This is a genomic window from Actinoplanes sp. NPDC051861 (assembly GCF_040681145.1).
Lineage (GTDB): Bacteria > Actinomycetota > Actinomycetes > Mycobacteriales > Micromonosporaceae > Actinoplanes.
On the sequence record NZ_JBFAYE010000018.1, the window covers coordinates 73573 to 92232 of the forward strand.

General features: G+C 71.7%; 15 protein-coding genes. 11 read left to right on the forward strand and 4 right to left on the reverse strand.

Going from position 1 to position 18660, the window contains the following annotated elements:
- Positions 1–11 precede the first annotated feature (11 nt).
- The gene (locus AB0M02_RS34370) at positions 12–2777 is read left to right on the forward strand and encodes a TIM barrel protein (protein ID WP_364234641.1); all 2766 of its coding nucleotides are present in this window, start codon (positions 12–14) and stop codon (positions 2775–2777) included.
- Here AB0M02_RS34370 and AB0M02_RS34375 read toward each other — a convergent pair.
- The 3 genes from AB0M02_RS34375 to AB0M02_RS34385 are packed head-to-tail and all read right to left on the reverse strand — an operon-like array spanning position 2745 to position 5706.
- Positions 2745–3713 (reverse strand): ThuA domain-containing protein, encoded by a 969-nt coding sequence (locus AB0M02_RS34375; RefSeq protein WP_364234643.1) that lies wholly within the window; start codon positions 3711–3713, stop codon positions 2745–2747. The genes AB0M02_RS34370 and AB0M02_RS34375 overlap by 33 nt on opposite strands.
- Positions 3710–4522 carry a citryl-CoA lyase gene (locus tag AB0M02_RS34380; RefSeq protein ID WP_364234644.1) on the reverse strand — a complete coding sequence of 271 codons (813 nt, stop codon included), beginning with the start codon at positions 4520–4522 and terminating at the stop codon, positions 3710–3712. Before AB0M02_RS34380 ends, AB0M02_RS34375 begins: the two co-directional genes overlap by 4 nt.
- Positions 4519–5706 carry a CoA transferase gene (locus tag AB0M02_RS34385; protein ID WP_364234645.1) on the reverse strand — a complete coding sequence of 396 codons (1188 nt, stop codon included), beginning with the start codon at positions 5704–5706 and terminating at the stop codon, positions 4519–4521. Before AB0M02_RS34385 ends, AB0M02_RS34380 begins: the two co-directional genes overlap by 4 nt.
- A gap of 119 nt (positions 5707–5825) precedes the next feature.
- Here AB0M02_RS34385 and AB0M02_RS34390 point away from each other — a divergent pair, with 119 nt between their 5' ends.
- Genes AB0M02_RS34390 through AB0M02_RS34410 form a run of 5 tightly spaced genes read left to right on the forward strand, consistent with a single transcriptional unit; the run spans position 5826 to position 12553 of the window.
- Positions 5826–7277: an aldehyde dehydrogenase family protein gene (locus tag AB0M02_RS34390; protein WP_364234647.1), complete on the forward strand. Its 1452-nt coding sequence runs from the start codon at positions 5826–5828 to the stop codon at positions 7275–7277.
- Positions 7274–9013, forward strand: coding sequence for a thiamine pyrophosphate-binding protein (locus AB0M02_RS34395; protein ID WP_364234649.1), 1740 nt, complete (start codon positions 7274–7276; stop codon positions 9011–9013). The genes AB0M02_RS34390 and AB0M02_RS34395 overlap by 4 nt, the downstream gene beginning before the upstream one ends.
- Positions 9014–9024: 11 nt before the next feature.
- On the forward strand, positions 9025–11121 hold the full coding sequence (locus AB0M02_RS34400) for a PQQ-binding-like beta-propeller repeat protein (RefSeq protein ID WP_364234651.1): 2097 nt from the start codon (positions 9025–9027) through the stop codon (positions 11119–11121).
- A complete protein-coding gene (locus AB0M02_RS34405) occupies positions 11118–11558 on the forward strand; it encodes a type II 3-dehydroquinate dehydratase (protein ID WP_364234652.1) in 441 nt (146 codons plus the stop codon). The genes AB0M02_RS34400 and AB0M02_RS34405 overlap by 4 nt, the downstream gene beginning before the upstream one ends.
- A complete protein-coding gene (locus tag AB0M02_RS34410; protein ID WP_364234655.1) occupies positions 11549–12553 on the forward strand; it encodes a Gfo/Idh/MocA family oxidoreductase in 1005 nt (334 codons plus the stop codon). Before AB0M02_RS34405 ends, AB0M02_RS34410 begins: the two co-directional genes overlap by 10 nt.
- 5 nt (positions 12554–12558) lie before the next feature.
- On the opposite strand, the gene AB0M02_RS34415 is transcribed toward AB0M02_RS34410, so the two are convergent.
- Complete coding sequence (locus tag AB0M02_RS34415) at positions 12559–13353, reverse strand: IclR family transcriptional regulator (protein WP_364234656.1); 795 nt, start codon at positions 13351–13353, stop codon at positions 12559–12561.
- Between the two features lie 233 nt (positions 13354–13586).
- On the opposite strand from AB0M02_RS34415, the gene AB0M02_RS34420 reads away from it, so the two are divergent.
- From AB0M02_RS34420 to AB0M02_RS34440, 5 genes are read left to right on the forward strand one after another with little or no spacing between them, the layout of a single operon-like run.
- Entirely contained in the window at positions 13587–14156 is a 570-nt protein-coding gene (locus AB0M02_RS34420; protein WP_364234658.1) for a TRAP transporter small permease subunit, read from the forward strand.
- Entirely contained in the window at positions 14153–15433 is a 1281-nt protein-coding gene (locus AB0M02_RS34425; RefSeq protein ID WP_364234659.1) for a TRAP transporter large permease, read from the forward strand. The genes AB0M02_RS34420 and AB0M02_RS34425 overlap by 4 nt, the downstream gene beginning before the upstream one ends.
- Positions 15434–15448: 15 nt before the next feature.
- Complete coding sequence (locus AB0M02_RS34430; protein ID WP_364234661.1) at positions 15449–16456, forward strand: DctP family TRAP transporter solute-binding subunit; 1008 nt, start codon at positions 15449–15451, stop codon at positions 16454–16456.
- A gap of 8 nt (positions 16457–16464) precedes the next feature.
- Positions 16465–17334 carry a shikimate dehydrogenase gene (locus AB0M02_RS34435; protein WP_364234663.1) on the forward strand — a complete coding sequence of 290 codons (870 nt, stop codon included), beginning with the start codon at positions 16465–16467 and terminating at the stop codon, positions 17332–17334.
- Between the two features lie 7 nt (positions 17335–17341).
- The gene (locus AB0M02_RS34440; protein WP_364234666.1) at positions 17342–18655 is read left to right on the forward strand and encodes a sodium:proton antiporter; all 1314 of its coding nucleotides are present in this window, start codon (positions 17342–17344) and stop codon (positions 18653–18655) included.
- Positions 18656–18660: the final 5 nt, after the last annotated feature.

The window sequence follows — 18660 nt, forward strand, 5'->3', positions numbered from 1 at the left end:
GCAGAGCCGTCATGCTCATCGCCGAACATGACAGAGTCCGCAGCTCGGCAGCGGTGCTCGCCGCCGGCCGGCGCAAGTCGATCGCCACCGCGTGCCTGTCGGGCACCCTGGAGGACAAGCTGGCGGCGGCCGCGGCTGCCGGGTTCGACGGTGTGGAGATCTTCGAGAGTGATCTCATCGCCTCGCCGTGGTCGCCCGCGCGGATCCGGCAGGAGTGCGCGCGCCGTGGCCTGTCGATCGACGTCTACCAGCCGTTCCGCGACTTCGAGGCGGTGCCGCCGGGCACGCTGCGGGACGGCCTGCGCCGGGCCGAGCGGAAGTTCGACGTGCTGGAGCAGCTCGGGGCGAGCACGCTGCTGGTCTGCTCGTCGGGGTCGGTGGAGGCGGTCGACGACGACGATCTGGCCGCCGAGCAGCTGGGCGAACTCGCGGAGCGGGCGGCGGGGCGGGGACTGCGGATCGCGTACGAGGCACAGGCCTGGGGCCGGCACGTGAACACGTACGCCCATGCCTGGCGGATCGTGCGCCGCGCCGGCCACCCGGCCCTGGGGCTCTGCCTGGACAGCTTCCACGTGCTGTCGCGCGACGACGACCTCGCCGGGATCGCGGTGATTCCCGGTGCCAAGGTGTTCCACCTGCAACTGGCGGACGCCCCGCGCATGAAGATGGACGTGGCCGAGTGGAGCCGCCACCACCGGCTGTTCCCCGGTCTCGGTTCCTTCGACCTCGCCGGCTTCGTCACCCGCGTCCTGAGCACCGGATACACCGGGCCGTTCGCGCTCGAGGTGTTCAACGACATCTACCGCCAGGCCGACCCGCGGCACGCCGCCATCGACGGGATGCGCTCGTTGCTCGCCCTGGAGGAGGCCACCGCGGGCCGCCGCGCGCCGTCCGGCCTGCCCCCGGCACCCCGGCTGGGCGGCCACGTCTTCACCGAGCTGGCCGTCGACGACGTCTCCGGGCCCGTCGTCGCGCGGACGCTGACCGCGCTCGGGTTCGCCCGGACCGGTCAGCACCGGTCCAAGCCGGTGCAGCTGTGGGAGCAGGGCCGCGCCCGCATCCTGCTGAACTCGGCCCCGCAGCGGACGGTCACCCCCGGCACCGCGCTGATCTGCGCGCTGGCGGTGGAGAGCGAGGACCCGCCGCGGTCGGCCCAGCGAGCCGACCGGATGTTCGCGCCGGTGCTGCCCCGGGTCCGCCAGCCGGGGGAGGCCGACCTGAGCTCGGTCGCGGCGCCCGACGGGACCGCCGTCTTCTTCTGCCGGGCCGGCGCCGGGGCCGAGGGCACCGGCTGGCTGGCCGACTTCCTGCCGACCGGCGAGCCGGCCCGCACCGACGGCCTGGTCACCGCGACCGACCACATCGCGCTCACCGAGTCCGTCGACGACTTCGACCAGGTCGCTCTCTTCTACCGTTCCGTGCTCGACCTGCGGTCCGGTCCGGCAACGGAGATCGCCGCGCCGTTCGGGCTGCTGCGGAGCCGGTCGGCCACGGACGCGGCGCACTCGGTCCGGATCACGCTGAACACCGCGCCGCTGCGCCGCGGCAGCTGGGCGCCCGGGATTCCGAGCCCGCAGCACGTCGCGTTCATCAGCGACGACGTGATCGCGAGCGCACGGGCCATGCGGCAGCTCGGCGCGCCGGTGCTGAGCATCCCGGACAACTACTACGACGACCTGGACGCCCGGCTGGCACCGCCGCCGGACCTGCTCGCCGTGCTGCGCGAGCACTCGATCCTCTACGACAGCGACGACCAGGGGGAGTACCTGCACTTCTACACCGAGATGCTCGGGTCCCGGCTGTTCTTCGAGGTGGTGCAGCGCATCGGCGGCTACGGAGGATACGGTGCCGTCGCGACCGTGCCGGTGCGCATGGCCGCGCACCGGCACCGGCGCCTGCTCGGGCTGCGGGACCACGCCGGGAGCGGCGGCGCCCGGGTGCACGACTACTCGCTGGCCCACCTGACCGCGCTGAGCCTGTCGCCGCCGGAGCTGGTGGAGGCCGCGGCCGAGGCGGGATACCGGTACGTGGGTGTCCGGCTCACGAAGGTGACCCCGCAGGAGCCGCACTATCCGCTGGCCACCGACCCGGCACTGATGCGCACGACCAAGGTCCGCCTGGCCGCCACCGGCGTCGAGGTGCTCGACATCGAGCTGGCGAGGATCGGGCCCGGCGAGAATCCCCGTGACTTCCAGCGGTTCCTGGAGGCCGGCGCGGAACTGGGCGCCCGGCACGTCATCACCCAGCTTCCCGATCCGGACCGCAGTCGCAAGGTGGACCGCTTCGCGGAGCTGTGCGAGATGGCCCGGCCGCTGGGACTCACCGTCGACCTGGAGTTCCCGTCCTGGACCGAGACGCCGGACCTGACCGAGGCCACCCGGGTGCTGCGGGCGGCCGGTCAGCCGAACGGCGGCATGCTCATCGACCTGCTGCACTTCGCCCGCTCCGGCTCCAGCGTCGCGGACCTGCGCGAGCTGCCGGCCGAGTGGTTCCACTTCGCGCACGTCTGCGACGCGCCGGCCGGGGTGCCGCCGACCAACGAGGAGCTGATCCACACCGCCCGGTTCGAGCGCCTCTACCCGGGGGAGGGCGGCATCGACGTCGACGGCATCCTCGCCGCGCTGCCGGCGGGCATCCCGTACGCCCTGGAGATCCCCCGCGCCCAGCTGTCGGCGCAGATCGGGGCGAAGGAGCACGCGCGCCTGGCGATCTCGGCCGCCAGGCGGCGGCTGGACGAAACCGTGTCAGCGGCAGAACGGCAGGCGGCCCATGGCTGACTCGATGCCGCCGAGGACGTGCTGCTGGAAGTACGTGTCGCCGGTCGTCGGTGCGTCGGTCCAGGCCTCCACGGCGTGGCCGAGGGTGGTCACCCAGGAGCGGCCGCCGTCGTAGTACTGACACCAGGAGACCGGGTGGTTGCGGCCGTGCCCGGGGTGGCCGCTGCCGCCGGTCGCGCCGTCCGGCAGGCTCGCCTCGTCGACCCGGGCGAGGATCCGCACCTGGCTGGGGAACGGCACCAGGTTGTACCACTCGTCGGTGAAGTCCCAGCGGGCCGGCAACCCGGCGGTCGACACGTCGCGGCGGCTCGCCGTCACCACGGTGCCGGGCTGGTTGCGCCCGTGGTCGTAGTAGTTGGCGCCGCCGAGCAGCCCCTCGTACCACTCCCAGTTGTACTCGGTGCCGAAGGCGTTGTGGATGCCGACGAACCCGCCTCCGCCGCGGATGTACTGCCGCAGGGCGGTCTGCGCCGGATCGTCGAGGGTGTCGCGGGTGGTGCTCATGAAGACCACCGCGTTGTACCGGAACAGGCGTGCCGGCGAGTTGAGCTGGGTGACGTCCTCGGTCCAGTCGACGGCGAAACCGTGGTCCGCGCCGAGCTTCACGAGGGCGTTCTGGGCGGCGTGCGCCGGGGTGAGCGGCGGGTTGAGGCCGGGAGCCAGGGCCGGGCCGAGGTGGGCGTGGCGGGGCCCGGCGGTGCGGCTGTAGACCAGGATCCGGTAGCCGTCGGTGGCCGGGTCGAAGTTGCCCCAGTCGTGGTAGCAGTCCGGGTCGGTGCCCCGGCAGACGCCGTAGTCGACCTGGCCCAGGTGGCGCGCGGCGTCGTCGCGTACCGAAGAAGGGGTGTGGGTGTTGAGAGCGGCGTTGCCGGCGAGCATGACGGTGGCGGTGAGTGCGGCCGTGAGTCCCGCGCCGAGCAGAGCGTTGATCTTCAAGGAGTCTCTCCGATCCAGGTGGGCAGGACCGACGGTGGCATCGGTCCCTTGTTGCGCCGGCCCTGACCGGTCTCCTCCCAGGCGTGGGCGAGGATGCCGACGCTGCGGCCGAGGACGAACAGGCCGCGGGCGAGCGGGGCCGGAAATCCGAGTTCGCCGTAGATGACCGCGGTGCAGCCGTCGATGTTGATCGGCACCGGCCGGCTGCGGCCCGCGGTGAGCAAACGCTCGACGGCGAGGGCGGCCCGCAGGTAAGAGCCGCCGACAATCCCGTCGCCGACGGCCTGGTCCACCATCGCGAGCAGGGAGTCGCGCCGGGGATCGCGGGGGTGGAAGCGGTGGCCGAACCCCGGCAGGTATTTCGAGCGGGCCTGCCACTCGGCGACGACCTCGGCGGCCGCGGCGTCGACGTCCCCGCCGGCGGACCGGTCGCTCACCTCGCCCAGCAGGGCCACACACTGCTCACCGGCGCCGCCGTGCACGTCGCCGAGCAGGTTGACGCCGGTCGCCACCGCGTTGTTGAGGCCGACCCCGCAGGTGGCCGCCATCCGGGCCACGGCGATCGAGGGCGCGTGCGGCCCGTGGTCCACCGAGGCGACCAGTGCGGCTTCCAGCAGCCGTTCCTGGCCGGGTCCCGGAAGGTCGCCGCGCAGCATCAGCCAGATGACACCGGTGAAGCTGGTCGTGCCGATGAGGTCCTGGACGGGGCGGCCCCGCAGCTCGATCACGCCGGGTTCGACCCGGTCGACGGACGTGGCCCACCAGTCGGCCACGTCGCGGACGGTGGGCTCGGGCGGTTCCGGGCTCACGGCGCCGCCACCTCCTCGGACGGGTCGCGATCGCCGGTGAACTCGGCGTTGTGCTCGCCCAGCAACGGCGGCGGCCCCGATGGCCTGAGCGCGGCGCCGTTGAACAGCACGCCGTTGCCGCTGACCCGCAGCGTGCGCTCCGGGTCGGCCGGGAACGCGAGGTCGGTGAAGAACTCGCGCTGTTCGAGCTGTTCCAGCTCCACGGCCTGGGTGACGGTCAGGATCCGGGCCGCCGGCACCCCGGCGGCGGCCAGCAGGCCCTCCCATTCGAGGGCGGTCCGCCGCTGCAGCGCGGTGTCGATCTCGGCGTTGAGCGCGGACCGGTTCTGTTTGCGGGCCTCGCGGTCGGCGAAGCGTACGTCCGCGGCGAGCTCCGGGCGGTCGAGCAGGCGGCACAGCGTCTCGAACTGCTCCTGCCGGTTCGCGGCGATGTTGAGCGGGCCGTCGGCGGCCTGGAACGTCCCGGACGGTGCGGCCGTCGCGTTCTGGTCGCCCATCGGTTCCGGCGGGACGCCGCTGACCAGGTAGTTCGAGACTGCCCACCCCATGGCCGACAGTGACGTCTCCAGCATGGACACGTCCAGGCACACCCCGGTGCCGGTGCGGGTACGACCGGCCAGCGCGGCGGCGATGGACATCGCGGCGGCCAGCCCGCCGATCGTGTCCGAGACCGGGAAGCCCACCCGCAGCGGTGCGGTCCCGGGTGTGCCGGTCACGCTCATCATGCCGGAGAGACCCTGGATGATCTGGTCGTACGCCGGCGCGTGGCGCATCGGGCCGCTCTGCCCGAAGCCGGAGATCGCGCAGTAGATCAGGCGCGGGTTGAGCTCGTGCAGGACCTCCCAGCCGTACCCGAGACGGCTGAGCACCCCGGCACGGAAGTTCTCCAGCAGCACGTCCGCGTCCCTGACCAGGTCCTCGAAGACGCTCCGATCGGCCGGGTCCTTCAGGTCGAGCTCGACCGACTTCTTGCCGGCGTTCTGGGCCAGGAACGACGCGCCGAGCGCAGCCCGGTTGAGCCCCGGCTCCGGGCCCAGTGAGCGGGCCAGGTCCCCGGTGCCCGGCCGCTCGATCTTCACGATCTCCGCGCCGAAGAGCATCAGCTGATAGCTGCAGTACGGACCGGCGAGGACGTTGGTCAGGTCCAGAACCCGGACGCCGTGCAGGGGTCGGTCGTCATCCATGTGGCGGCCCTTCGGATCGGCGTGAGCCATTGCCAGGCGACTTCGCGGCCCGTACGTTACACCTAGTCCACAGGACGGTCTATATGGACCACCACGCGGATCGCTGAGGGAGAGTGGAGATGGCCGAGGTTGGATGCCTGATCGCCGGCTCGTGGGTGACCACCGGGGCGCAGTCCGAGCGCGTCGGCCCGTGGACCCGCCAGGTCGTCACCACCGCCCGGCAGGCAGACGACGACGATGTCGGAACAGCCCTGAGGTACGCGCGCAGTGGCGCCAAGGCCGTCGCCCGCATGTCACCCGCCGCGCGCGCCGACATCCTCGACCGCGCCGCCGCCGAGGCGATCCGCCGCCGCGACGACCTGGCGAGACTGCTCGCCCTGGAGCTCGGCAAGCCGGTCCGGGACGGCGGCGGCGAGATCGACCGGGTCGCCGACACGTTCGCCGTGTCGGCCGCCGAGGCGCGGCGCGTCGGCGGCGAGGTGCTGCCGGTCGCCGGCTGGGCGCGCGGCGTGGGCAACACCGCGTTCACCCACCGGGCGCCGGTCGGTGTCGCGCTGGCGATCACCCCGTTCAACGCGCCGGCCAACCTGCTCGCGCACAAGCTCGCCGCCTCGTTCGCGGCCGGCAACACCACCATCGTCAAACCGCCGCCGCAGGCCCCGGCGTCGTCCGCGGCTGTCGTGCGCCTGCTGCTCGACTGCGGGATGCCGCCCGAGGCGGTCCAGGTCCTGCACGGCGGCGGGGAGATCGGCTCGGCGCTCAGCGCGGCACCGGAGGTCGGCGTCATCAGCTTCACCGGCAGCCCGGCCACCGGCGCCGCCGTGGCCCGCGCCGCCGGTGCCAAACGCCTGGTCATGGAGCTGGGCGGCAACGCCGCCACCATCGTGTGCGACGACGCCGACCTGACCGCCGCCGCTCGCGTCTGCGCCGCCACCGGGTACAGCAACTCCGGGCAGAGCTGCATCTCGGTGCAGCGCGTCTACGTCGACCGGCGCCGCTACGGCGACTTCCTCGACCTGTTCACCGACGCGGTCCGCAAACTGCGGGTGGGCGACCCCCTCGACCCGGACACCGCCGTCGGATCGATGGTCGACGACGACGCCGCCGAGCGGGTCGTCAGCTGGGCCCGTGAGGCGGCCACGGCCGGCGCCACCATCACCACCGGCGGTGACCGCGACGGCGCCGTCGTGACCCCGACCGTGGTGGCGGCACCGCCGCCGGACGCCCGGCTGATCCGCGACGAGGTCTTCGGCGCCGTCGTCAGCGTCACGCCGTTCGACGACTTCGACGATGTCCTGGTGACCTGCAACGACAGCCGCTACGGGCTGCAGGCCGGGCTGTTCACCCATGACATCCGCCGGATCATGACCGCCTGGCGCGAGCTGGAGGTCGGCGGGCTGGTCGTCAACGGGTCGTCGAACTTCCGGCTCGACCACGTCCCGTTCGGCGGGGTGAAGGACTCCGGGTTCGGGCGCGAGTCGCCGCGCTGGATGGTCGACGACTACACCGTGATCAAGACGCTGCTGCTGCGCGGCACGTCCCTGTACGGCGACCAGGAGGGCACCCGATGAGCACGGTCACGGCGGCGGAGGCGATGGTGGCCCAGCTCGAGTCGTACGGTGTCGACCACATCTTCGGCACCTGCGGGCACACCAACATCGCACTGCTGGACGCGATCGGGCGCAGCGGCATCAAGTTCGTCATCGCCCGGCACGAGCAGGCGGCCGCGCACGCCGCCGACGGGTACGCCCGTGCCACCGGCCGCACCGGCGTGGTGCTGCTGCACGTCGGTCCCGGCATGACCAACGCGGTCACCGGGGTGCTCACCGCCGCACTCGACTCGGTGCCGCTGGTCGCGATCGCCGGGGACATCCCGTCCTACTACCGCGGGCGGCACCCGCACCAGGAGGTGAACCTGCACGCCGACGCCGACCAGAGCGCCATATACCGGCCCTTCGTCAAACGGGCCTGGCAGGTGCACCAGGTCGCCGACCTGCCCCGCTTCACCGAGCGCGCGTTCTGGACCGCGGCCTCGGGCCGGCCGGGCGCGGTGCTGCTCAGCGTGCCGATGGACCACTTCTCCCGTCCCGTCCCGAGCGAGACGGCCACCGCCTACCCGCTCGCGGTCGCGGAACGCCCGGACCTGCCCGCCGACGTCGCCGGCCGCATCGCCGGGCTGCTGCTGGAGGCCGAGCGCCCGCTCGTCTACCTGGGTGGCGGCCTGCGCCGGGGCCCCGGTCTCGACGCGCTGCGCTCGCTGGTCGAGCACCTGGACATCCCCGTCGTGCACTCGCTGATGGCCAAGGGCACGCTGCCCGACGACCATCCGCTGCTGCTCGGCATGCCGGGCTTCTGGGGACTGGAGATCACCAACCGGTACACCCGGGAGGCGGACGTCGTGCTGGCGCTGGCGACCCGGTTCGCCGAGACCGACGCCAGCTCGTGGGACCGCCGCTACACCTGGCAGTTCCCGCCCGGCCGGCTGATCCAGATCGACATCGACCCGGCCGAGATCGGCCGCAACTTCCCGGTCACCGTGGGCGCCGTCGCCGACGTCACCCGCGCGGTGCGGGCCGTCGACGCGGCTGTCCGGGCCCGCCGGCCGCAACCACGGCGGCGGGACGGACTGCGCGACACGATCTCCGGGGCTCGCCGCACGCTGTTCGCCGACAGCCGCGGGCGGGGGTCCGACGACCGGTTCCCGCTGCGGCCGGAGCGCATCCTCACCGATCTGCGGGCGATCCTGCCCGCCGGCGCGGTCCTGGTCACCGACGTGGGCTGGAACAAGAACGGCGTGGCCCAGTGCTACGAGCTGCCCGCCGAGGGCCGGTTCATCACTCCGGGCGGCGCCTCCACCATGGGTTTCGGCCCGGCCGCCGCCGTCGGCGTCCAGATCGCCGAGCCGGACCGCACCGTGGTCGCGCTGATCGGTGACGGCGGTATGGGCGCTCAGCTGCCCGCCCTGCCGATGGCCGTCGAACAGGGCGCCCCGGTCATCTTCGTGGTCATGAACAACCGCTCCCACGGCACCATCAGCGACCTGCAGGCCGCCAGCTTCGGTCGCAGCCACGGATGCGACTTCACCGGCCCGGACGGGGAGCCGTACAGCCCCGACTTCGCCGCGCTCGGCCGCGCCTGCGGTGCCGATGGCTACACCGTGAAGGCCGCCGGGGAGTTCGGTGACGCCCTGCGCGCCGCACTCGCCGCACGACGGCCCGCGGTGATCGACGTACCGATGGTCAACGAGCCGGTGCCCACACCGGGGCACTGGAACATCAAGGACATCTACCAGGGCGTATTCGAGTAGAGGGGACACGCGTGGCCCACATCGACAGACGTAACCTGCTCAAGGGTGCTGCCGCGGCAGCCACCGGCCTGGCGGTCTCCGGCACACCCGCGGCGGCCGGCGGCCGCTCCGGTGCCGCCGATCTCAAGGTCTTCGACACCCCCGGCGACGCCGACTTCCCCAAGGTCGGCGGCAACCTCGGCAACCAGAACTACACCTCGCTGCGGCGTATCGGCCACGGCAACGTACGCCGGTTGCGCGGCGCCTGGACGAACTCGATCGAGGGCGGCCTGCGCACCGGCAACAGCCAGAGCACCGCGGTGGCCGTGGACGGCGTGCTCTACATCGAGTCCGCGCTCGGCAACGTCGTGGCGGTCGACGGCGTCACCGGGCAGACCAGGTGGCGCTACGAGCAGACCCGTGGCGCCCTCACCCGCCGGGGCGTCGCCGTCGGCGGCGGGCACGTGTTCACCAAATCCAACGACAACTACGTCATCGCGCTCGACCAGCAGACCGGCCAGGTGGTCTGGGAGAAGCAGGTCGACGGGTACGGCAACATCGAGAAGGTTGCCGTGGTCTACCACGACGGCCTGCTGTTCTGCGGCACCAACGACGGCCCGCGCGGCGCGGCGATCGCCCTCGACGCCGGCACCGGTGAGGTGCTCTGGCACTTCTGGGGCACACCCGGGCCCGGCGAGTTCGGCAACGACACCTGGGAGGGCGACTCCTGGGCCGAGGGCGGCGCCACCCCGTGGATCCACCCGGCCGTCGACCCGGAGCTGGGCCTGACGTTCTGGACGTTCGGCAACGCGCGCGGCAACAACTCCTCGCAGGACGGCTCGGCCCGTGGCGGGCAGAACCTGTTCGCCAACTCCCTGGTGGCGCTGGACATGCGCACCGGTGCGTACCGGTGGCACTTCCAGTCCATCCACCACGACATCTGGGACATGGACAACGTGATGTCGCCGGTGCTGGCCGACGTGCGCATCCGCGGCCGGAAGCGCAAGGTCGTCGTGTACGGCAGCAAGTCCGGCATGTTCTTCGTCCTCGACCGCACCGACGGCACCGCGCCGCTCGGCGTCGTGGAACGGCCCGTGCCGCAGGAGCCGCGCCAGAAGACGTGGCCCACCCAGCCGTTCCCGGTGCAGGGCGGCTGGACCGAGCAGCGCGTCGTCGACCAGCCGCTGGGCACGTCGGTGCCGGGCGACCCGAACCGGGCGGTCCCGAACTACGTGCGGGGCGCCCTCTACGACCCGCACTGGGACGTGCCGGTGCTGTCCATCCCCGGCCACGGCGGCGGCGCCGACTGGTCGCACCTGTCGTTCAGTCACCGCACCGGCCTGGTCTACACCGGTTACGGGTACGTGGCGGCGGCGCACTCGCTGACCGAGGCGTCCAACGGCCTGCGCCCGCCCGGCGAGTACCAGACCGGCGGCATCGTCGCCGTCGACGTCAGCACCAACCAGGTCCGCTGGAAGCGGCGGATGCCGTACTCCCTGGCGCACGGCAACGGCATCCTCACCACGGCGAGCGACCTGATGTTCATCGGGCAGCCCGACGGCAACCTGCTCGCGATGGACGCGCGCACCGGCCGCGAGCTGTGGCGCTTCCAGACCGGGGCGGCCATCAGCTCCAGCCCGATCATGTACCGGGCCGGCGGGAAGGAGTACCTCGCCGTGTTCGCCGGGGGGACCAGCATCCCGTACGGCAACTCGGCACCCCGCGGCGACTTCCTGTGGGCCTTCGAGATCGACGGTGCCCTCGGCCCGGTGGCGGCCCCGCCCCCGCCGGTGATCCGCCGTCCGGTGTCCGGAGCGCCGGTCGAGGGCGCCACCGTGTCGAACACCGTCGTCATCGGCCGCACCACGACCGGCACCACCGAGTCGTTCACGGTCGCGAGCATGGCGCCCACCCACCTGCGGGTGCCGGTGGGCACGACCGTCACGTTCACCAACCATCCGGGCAACGCCGGCCCGCGCGGGGTCACGCAGTTCTTCGAGGGGCTGTTCGACGTGCTGCTCGCGCCGGGGGAGTCGTACACGTACACCTTCGGCCGGGCCGGCGAGTACTTCTTCAACGACCCGGCGAGCCCGCGCTCCACCGGGAAGATCGAGGTCTACCAGCCGTGACCGGGCGGCTGTTCGTCCTCAACGGGCCGAACCTGAACATGCTGGGCCGAAGGGAGCCCGAGCTCTACGGGCGCGTGACCCTGCCACAGATCGAGAAACGCTGCCGGGAACAGGCCGCGGAGCTCGGCTTCGAACTGTTCTTCGGGCAGTCCAACGCCGAGGCTCAGCTGATCGACTGGGTGCACCGGGCGTACGACGCGTCGGCCGCGGTGATCATCAACCCGGCCGGCCTGTCCACCACCTCGGTCGCTCTGTACGACGCGCTGCGCATGCTCGTCGAACCGGTCGTCGAGGTGCACCTGACCAACGTGTTCGGCCGCGAGCCGCTCTACCGCAACCTGTTGACCGCCGCCGCGTCCACGGGTTTCCTGGCGGGCTTCGGCGCGGACGTCTACGAGCTGGCGATGCGCGGGCTGGCCGGGCCACGATGCGAATAGGGATCCTCGGCTGCGGTGCGATCGCGCGCAACCACGTGGCGGCGTTGCGCGCGACGGCCGGAGTCGAGGTGTTCGCGGTGGCGGACACCGTGCCGCGGCGGGCGCACGCCTTCGCCGCCGAGTACGGGATACCGCACGCCTACGCGGACGCGGAGCCGATGCTGGCGCGCGGCCTGGACGCGGTGACGGTGTGCACCCCGCACGGAGCACACGAGGCCGGCGTGCTGGCGGCCGCGCGTCACGGCGTACATGTGCTGTGTGAGAAACCGATAGCGCTCGACGTGGCGCAGGCCAACCGCATGATCGCGGCCGCCGGGGCGGCCGGGATCCGTCTCGGAGTGATCTTCCAGCGCCGGTTCTGGCCGGCGGCCGCCCGGATCCGGGCCGCCATCGACGACGGGCGGCTGGGCCCGCCGATCTGTGGCGGTGTCGTGGCCCGGTTCAACCGGGACGCGGACTACTACGCCGAACCGTGGCGCGGCAGCCGCGCGACCGAGGGCGGTGGCGTGCTGATGACCCAGGCGATCCACCACATCGACCTGCTGCAGTGGTACATGGGCCGGGCCCGGCGGGTCACCGGCCGCTGCGCCACACTCGTCCATCAGGGCCTCATCGACGTGGAGGACACCGCGGGCGCGCTCGTCGAGTTCGCCTCCGGCGCGATCGCCACGGTGCAGGCCGGCACGACGTTCCGGCCGGGTCGCGGTGCGCGGGTGTGGGTCGCCGACGCCGCCGGCCGCGTGGCGGGCGTGACCGAGTTCCCCGAGGGCGTCGGCTCCGCGGGGCCCGTGCCGGAAGGTTCCGGTGACCTGCCGCTGGCCGCCGTCCACGAGCACCTCGCGCCGTTCCACGCCATGCAGGTCGCGGACTTCGTGGCCGCCCTGCGCGAGGACCGGGAGCCGGCGGTCACCGGCCGGGACGCGGTGCGGTCGCTGGAGATCGTCGAGGCGGTGTACACCTCGTCGCGCACCGGCACGACGGTGGTGCTGGAATGACCCGGTCAGGCGGGCGCGCCGAACGGGCGGTCGAAGCCCCGCTCGGACATCTGCTGCGCCATCGCCCTCAGGTCGTCGGCGAACTCGGCGACCCGGTCCGGGGTGAAACGGATCGAGGGCCCGCTCAGGGCCAGGGCGGCGACCACGCCGCCCGAGCGGCCGAGAACCGGCGCGGCGACGGCGGACAGCCCGGCCTCGCGCTCTCCGTGGCTCTCGCCGTAGCCCACCCGGGCGGCCTCGTCGATCCACTCCCGCATGACCCTCACGTGTTCCGGGCCCCGCGGCGAGTCCCTGGCGATGCGTTCCAGCAGGGCGGGGGTGGCGTCGCGCAGCAGGACCTTGGACGAGGCGCCGGCCCACATCGGCAGCTCGTCGCCGACGCGGACCACGTGGCGCAGCGGTTGCGGGCTCTCCTGCTGGGCGACGCAGACGCGGTAGATGTCGCGGGCGACGTACAGGTTGACGGTCTCGCGCTGGCGCGCGGCGAGCTCACGCATGCTCAGCTGGGTCTCCGGCGGCAGCTCCCAGCTCTTGCGGGCCAGATGGGCCCAGCGCCACAGGCCCGGCCCGGCCATGTATCCGTTGGTGGTGGCCCAGAGCAGGCCGTTGTGCTCGAGCGTCGACACCAGGCGCAGCACGGTGGTCTTGGCCAGCCCGGTCGCCTCCACGATGTCGCGGACCGAGACGATCGGCCGGTCGTCGGTGAGCAGGCCGAGGATGCCCAGCGCGCGCTGCACGCTGCGCACGCCCTGCTGGTCGACGGCTTCGGCGGGTGCCGCGGTCGTATCCGGCGCCTCCAAGGAACCCACTCTCCTCGCCTCCGGGTGCACGGCCTCCTGGTGCACGGCCGCAGACCATCCTGCCCGTGTCGCCACGATTCTCCTGCCCCGGGTGCGGATTCACACATCCGTAACGGTCCGGACTCGGGCTCTTGTCAGGAACGGCGGACGCCCGTACGTTACACGCAGTCCACGGAGCGGTCCAGTCGGTCCGCCTAGCGGAACTCCTCATCTGAGCGGCAGGAGGTCGTTCGTTGACCAGATCCGTCCCCTTCCGCCGGCGCACACGGCCGGACTCCGCCGCTGAGGCGGAGCGGGAGCAAGGCTGGCGGGAACCGGCGATGTTGCGCGCCTGGGGCTCGATCGAGCTGTGGATCGCCGTCGTGGCGCTCACGGTCATCTTCCTGAGCGTCCTGTGGCAGGTGATCAGCCGTTACGTGCCCGCGCTCAACTGGCAGGGCGTCGGCGAACTCGCCGGCTACTCGCTGATCGTGCTGACCTTCATCATGGTCGGCTACCTGATCGGCAACAACGGCCACATCACCATCCAGATCATCGACTACCTGGTGAAAGGCCGGGCCTTCACGGTGGTCAAGGCGATCTCCGCAGCGTGCACGGCGGTGATCTGCGCGGCGCTCGCCTGGGAGGCCTACAACCTGATCGTGGTCTACGCCGGCCGGCACACCGCCGCACTCGGCATTCCGCTGTGGATCCTCTACGCCGTCCCGCTGATCGGTTTCACCTCCGGCGCGATCCGCGCCGTCGTCCGCGTCTTCGCCGCCGGCCACGAGGACGCACCCTTCGACGCGGCGGAGGCGAGATGATCCTCGAACTGTGGATGGTGGGCGCCGCCATCGCCGTGCTCCTGCTGATCCGGGTCCCCGTCGGGCTGGCCTTCATCGGGCCCAGCCTGTGGTGGGCGCTGGCCGACGGCCGCTCGGCCGGCTTCTCCCTGAAGACCACCTTCGACGGCCTCAACAGCTTCCCGCTGCTGGCCGTGCCCCTGTTCATCCTCGTCGGCGTGCTCGCCAACCGGCTGGGCATCGCCGACCGGCTCTACGAGTTCTGCCTGGCCGGCCTGGGGCGCCTGCGCGGCAACCTGGCGTACGTGAACGTCGGCTCCGCGGTCGGCTTCTCCTGGATGAGCGGCTCCGCCCTGGCCGACGTCGCCGGTCTCGGCAAGATGCAGATCCCGCAGATGGTCAAGGCCGGTTACCCGCACGGTTTCGCCTCCGGCCTGACCGCCGCGTCCTCGTTGATCAGCCCGGTCATGCCGCCGAGCATCCCGGCGGTCATCTACGCGGCGACCGCCACGGTCTCCACCGGAGCGCTGTTCGCGGCTTCGGTGCTGCCCGCCTTCGCGATGGCGATCGGGCTCTGTGTCTACATCTTCATCTGGACCGCCCGCCGGTCCCGGTTCACCTCCGTGCCGTTCGACCGGTCCCGGTTCACCCGTGCCTCGATCGGCGCCGTCGGCCCGCTGCTCACCCCGGTGATCCTGCTCGGCGGCATTCTCTCCGGGACGTTCACCCCGACCGAGGCGGCCTCGGTCGCGGTGACGTACATGCTGATCCTCGGCGTCGTCTACCGCACGGCGAAGGCCCGGGTGCTGTTGCAGGCGGCCCGGGAGACCGCGGTCATCACCGGCGGCATCATGCTGATCCTGGGTGCCGCGGCGCTGCTCGGCCTGATCCTCACCCGGGCGCACGTGTCCCGCGACGTCGCCGAGTTCCTCACCGGGGTCTCCAGCAACCCGTGGGTCTTCATGATTCTGGTCAACCTCATCCTGCTGGTCCTCGGCTGCCTGATCGACGCCACCGCGATCATCCTCGTGACGGTGCCGGTCCTGCTGCCGATCGCCGTCGAATTCGGCATCGACCCGATCTACTTCGGCGTCGTCATGATCATCAACCTGATGATCGGCCTGCTCACCCCACCGGTCGGCAGCGTCCTCTACATCACCAGCTCGGTCACCGGCAAACCGGTCGACGTCATCTTCCGCGGCGTCGCGCCGTTCCTCGTCCCGCTGCTGCTCGTCCTGATCGTCGTCACCGCACTGCCCGGTGTCGTGCTGTGGCTACCCAACCTGCTCGGATTCTGACATTCGGGAGAAACCATGAAACGCATCGCCGCCGCCCTGGCGCTCGTCCTTCTCGCCGCCGGATGCACCACCGCCGACAACTCCGGCGCTGCCGAGGGCGCGAACCCCGCACTCACCCTCAAGATCGGCAGCTCCCAGCCGGAGACCCAGCCGAACTACTACTGCGGCATGAAGCTGCTCAAGGAACGCATCGAGGCGCAGCCGGACCTCAACCTGACCATCGACATGTTCCCCAACAGCCAGCTCGGCCCGGACGCCGAGCGGTTCACCGCCGTGCAGAGCGGCGACATCGACATGGACCTGCAGGGTGGCTCCGCGATGTCGACCGCCTTCCCCAAGATCGGCGTCCTGGACGCGGCATACGCCTTCAACGACATCGATCACTTCTTCAAGTGGGTCGACGAGAACGGTGAGCAGTTCTTCACCGAGTTCAACACCGCCACGAACACGACCGTCCTCGACGGCTGGTACTTCGGGATGCGGACGTTCACCGCCACCAAGCCGATCCGCAAGCCCGAGGACCTCGCCGGCCTGAAGATCCGCTTCCCCAACACCCCGCAGTTCCTGGCCAACGCCAAGGCGCTCGGCGCGAACGCGGTCGCCATCGCCGTCGAGGAGCTCTACCTGGCGTTGCAGCAGGGCGTCGCACAGGGCCAGGAGAACCCGGTGGTGGCCACCCACGCGCAGAAGTTCGACGAGATCCTCAAGGCGGCCAGCCTCACCAACCACCAGGTCGGCGTGCACTACGTGGTGATCTCCGACAAGACGCTCGACAAGATGAGCCAGCCGCAGAAGGACGCGCTGACCAAGGCCGTGCACGACATCCGGGCCGAGAACCGCAAGTGCGTCGACGACGAGACCGAGAAGGTTCTCGACGGGTGGCGGGCCGACTCCACCCGTACCGTCGTGGAGATCGACCAGGTCGACCGGACCGCCTTCATCAGCAAGGCGGAGGCCTTCTTCAACACCCACTACACCGGCGCCAACCTGGAGCTCTACAAGAGCATCCGGGCCTCCGCCTGACCAGCACGGTGACCCCATCCCCTCGCGTCCTGATCGGCCTCGTCGGCGCCGGCATCCGGCAGTCCCACTCGCCGCTGCTGCACCAGCACGAGGCCGATCGGCACGGCATCCGCCTGCTCTACACCACCATCGACTCGCACGACCTCGGCCTGCGCGCCGCCGACCTGCCGGACCTGCTGCACTGGGCCCGCGCGCTCGGCTATCGCGGCCTGAACGTCACCCACCCGTTCAAGCAGGAGATCATCCGTCATCTCGACGGCCTGTCCGCCGAGGCGCGCCTGCTGGGCGCGGTCAACACCGTCGTCTTCGACGACAACACCGCAAAGGGCCACAACACCGATGGGTACGGGTTCCGCACCAGCTTCGCCGAACACTTCCCGTCGGTGTCCCGTGACCACGTCGTCCAACTCGGCGCCGGTGGTGCCGGGTCGGCCGTCGCGCACGCCATGCTGACCCTCGGCGCCCGCCGCCTCACGATCGTCGACCTGGATCAGGACCGCGCCGATCAGCTGGCCCGGGTCCTGGCCGGGCAGTTCGGCGCCGAGCGCGTCGCCACCGGTGTTCCGGCCGGACAGAGCGCGCTGCTCGCCACCGCCGACGGCGTCATCAACGCCACGCCGGTCGGCATGGCCCACCATCCCGGCTCACCCGTCGCCGCCGCCGACCTGCGCCCCGATCTGTGGGTCGCCGATCTCGTCTACCGTCCCGCCGACACCGCTCTGCTCATCGCCGCCCGAGCCGCCGGCGCCGCCACACTGCCCGGTGTCCCGATGAGCGTCTACCAGGCCGTCGCCGCGTTCGAACTGTTCACCGGCGCGACCGCGGACCCCGGCGCGATGCTCGCCGACTCCGCCGAACTGCTGCGCTCCGGCGGCTGAGCGCGGTATGGAGACACTCGGCGACCAGCTGCCACTCTGGAGCGCCGTACCGTTCGCCGCCCTGCTGATCGCGGTGGCGCTGCTCGAAGTGCTCGCCGCCGGCTGGTGGGCCCGGCTGCGCAACAAGGCACTCGTCGTCGCCGCGCTCGCCGTTCCCGCCGCCGCCCAGTTGCTGCTCCGGCACGGCGGGCCCGAGGCGCTCACCCACTCGCTCGCCGAATACCTCTCGTTCGTCGCCCTGCTCGCCGCGCTGTTCGTCATCGCCGGCGGCATCGAGATCCGCGGCTCCCTCGCCGGAACCCCACTCGCCAACGCCGGCATGCTCGCCATCGGCGCGGTCCTGGCCAACGTGATCGGCACCACCGGCGCCGCCATGCTGCTCATCCGCCCGTTCCTGCGCGCCAACGCCCGGCGCGGCACGCGGGCCCACCTGGTCGTCTTCTTCATCCTCATCGTCGCCAACGCGGGCGGCCTGCTCACCCCGATCGGCGACCCGCCGCTCTACCTGGGTTTCCTCAAGGGCGTGCCGTTCGACTGGACCTTCCGGCTGTGGGCGCCGTGGCTCTTCGTCAACGGCGTCCTGATCCTGATCTTCAACCTGATCGACCAGGCCGTGGTCAACCGCGAGGAACGCCGCGACCGCGACACCGGCCTGATGGACGAACTCATCGCCCACCAGCCGCTGCACCTGGCCGGCCGCCGCAACCTGCTGCTGCTCGCCGCGGTCGTCCTCGTCCTGCTCGCCAAGGGCGCCGTCACCCTGCCCCACGGCCTGACCGAGCTGGCGCTGCTGGGCATCGCGTACGCGTCGTACCGGCTCACCCCGCGCGCGATCCACGACGGCAACCACTTCACGTTCGGCCCGATCGCGTCCGTCGCGGTGCTCTTCGCGGGCGTGTTCGTCACCATGACGCAGCCACTGCTGATCCTCAACGCCCGCGCGGACGAGATCGGCCTGCACCACCCGTGGCAGTACTTCTGGGCCACCGGCGCGGTGTCGTCGACACTGGACAACGCGCCCACCTACCTCGCCTTCACCTCGGTCGCGGCCGGCCAACTCGGCATCGGCATCGGCGATCCGCGCTATCTGGCCGACCTGACCAGCACACCCGATGGCAACAGCCTGCTGTTCGCGATCGCCTGCGGCGCGGTGATGATGGGCTCACTGACCTATCTGGGCAACGGGCCCAACCTCATGGTCAAGGAGGTGGCCGAGCACCGGGGGGTCCGGATGCCGCACTTCTTCGCGTACGCGGCGATCGCGCTGCTCATCATGCTGCCGGTGCTGACGGCCACCACCTACCTGTTCTTCCCACCGTGAGTCTG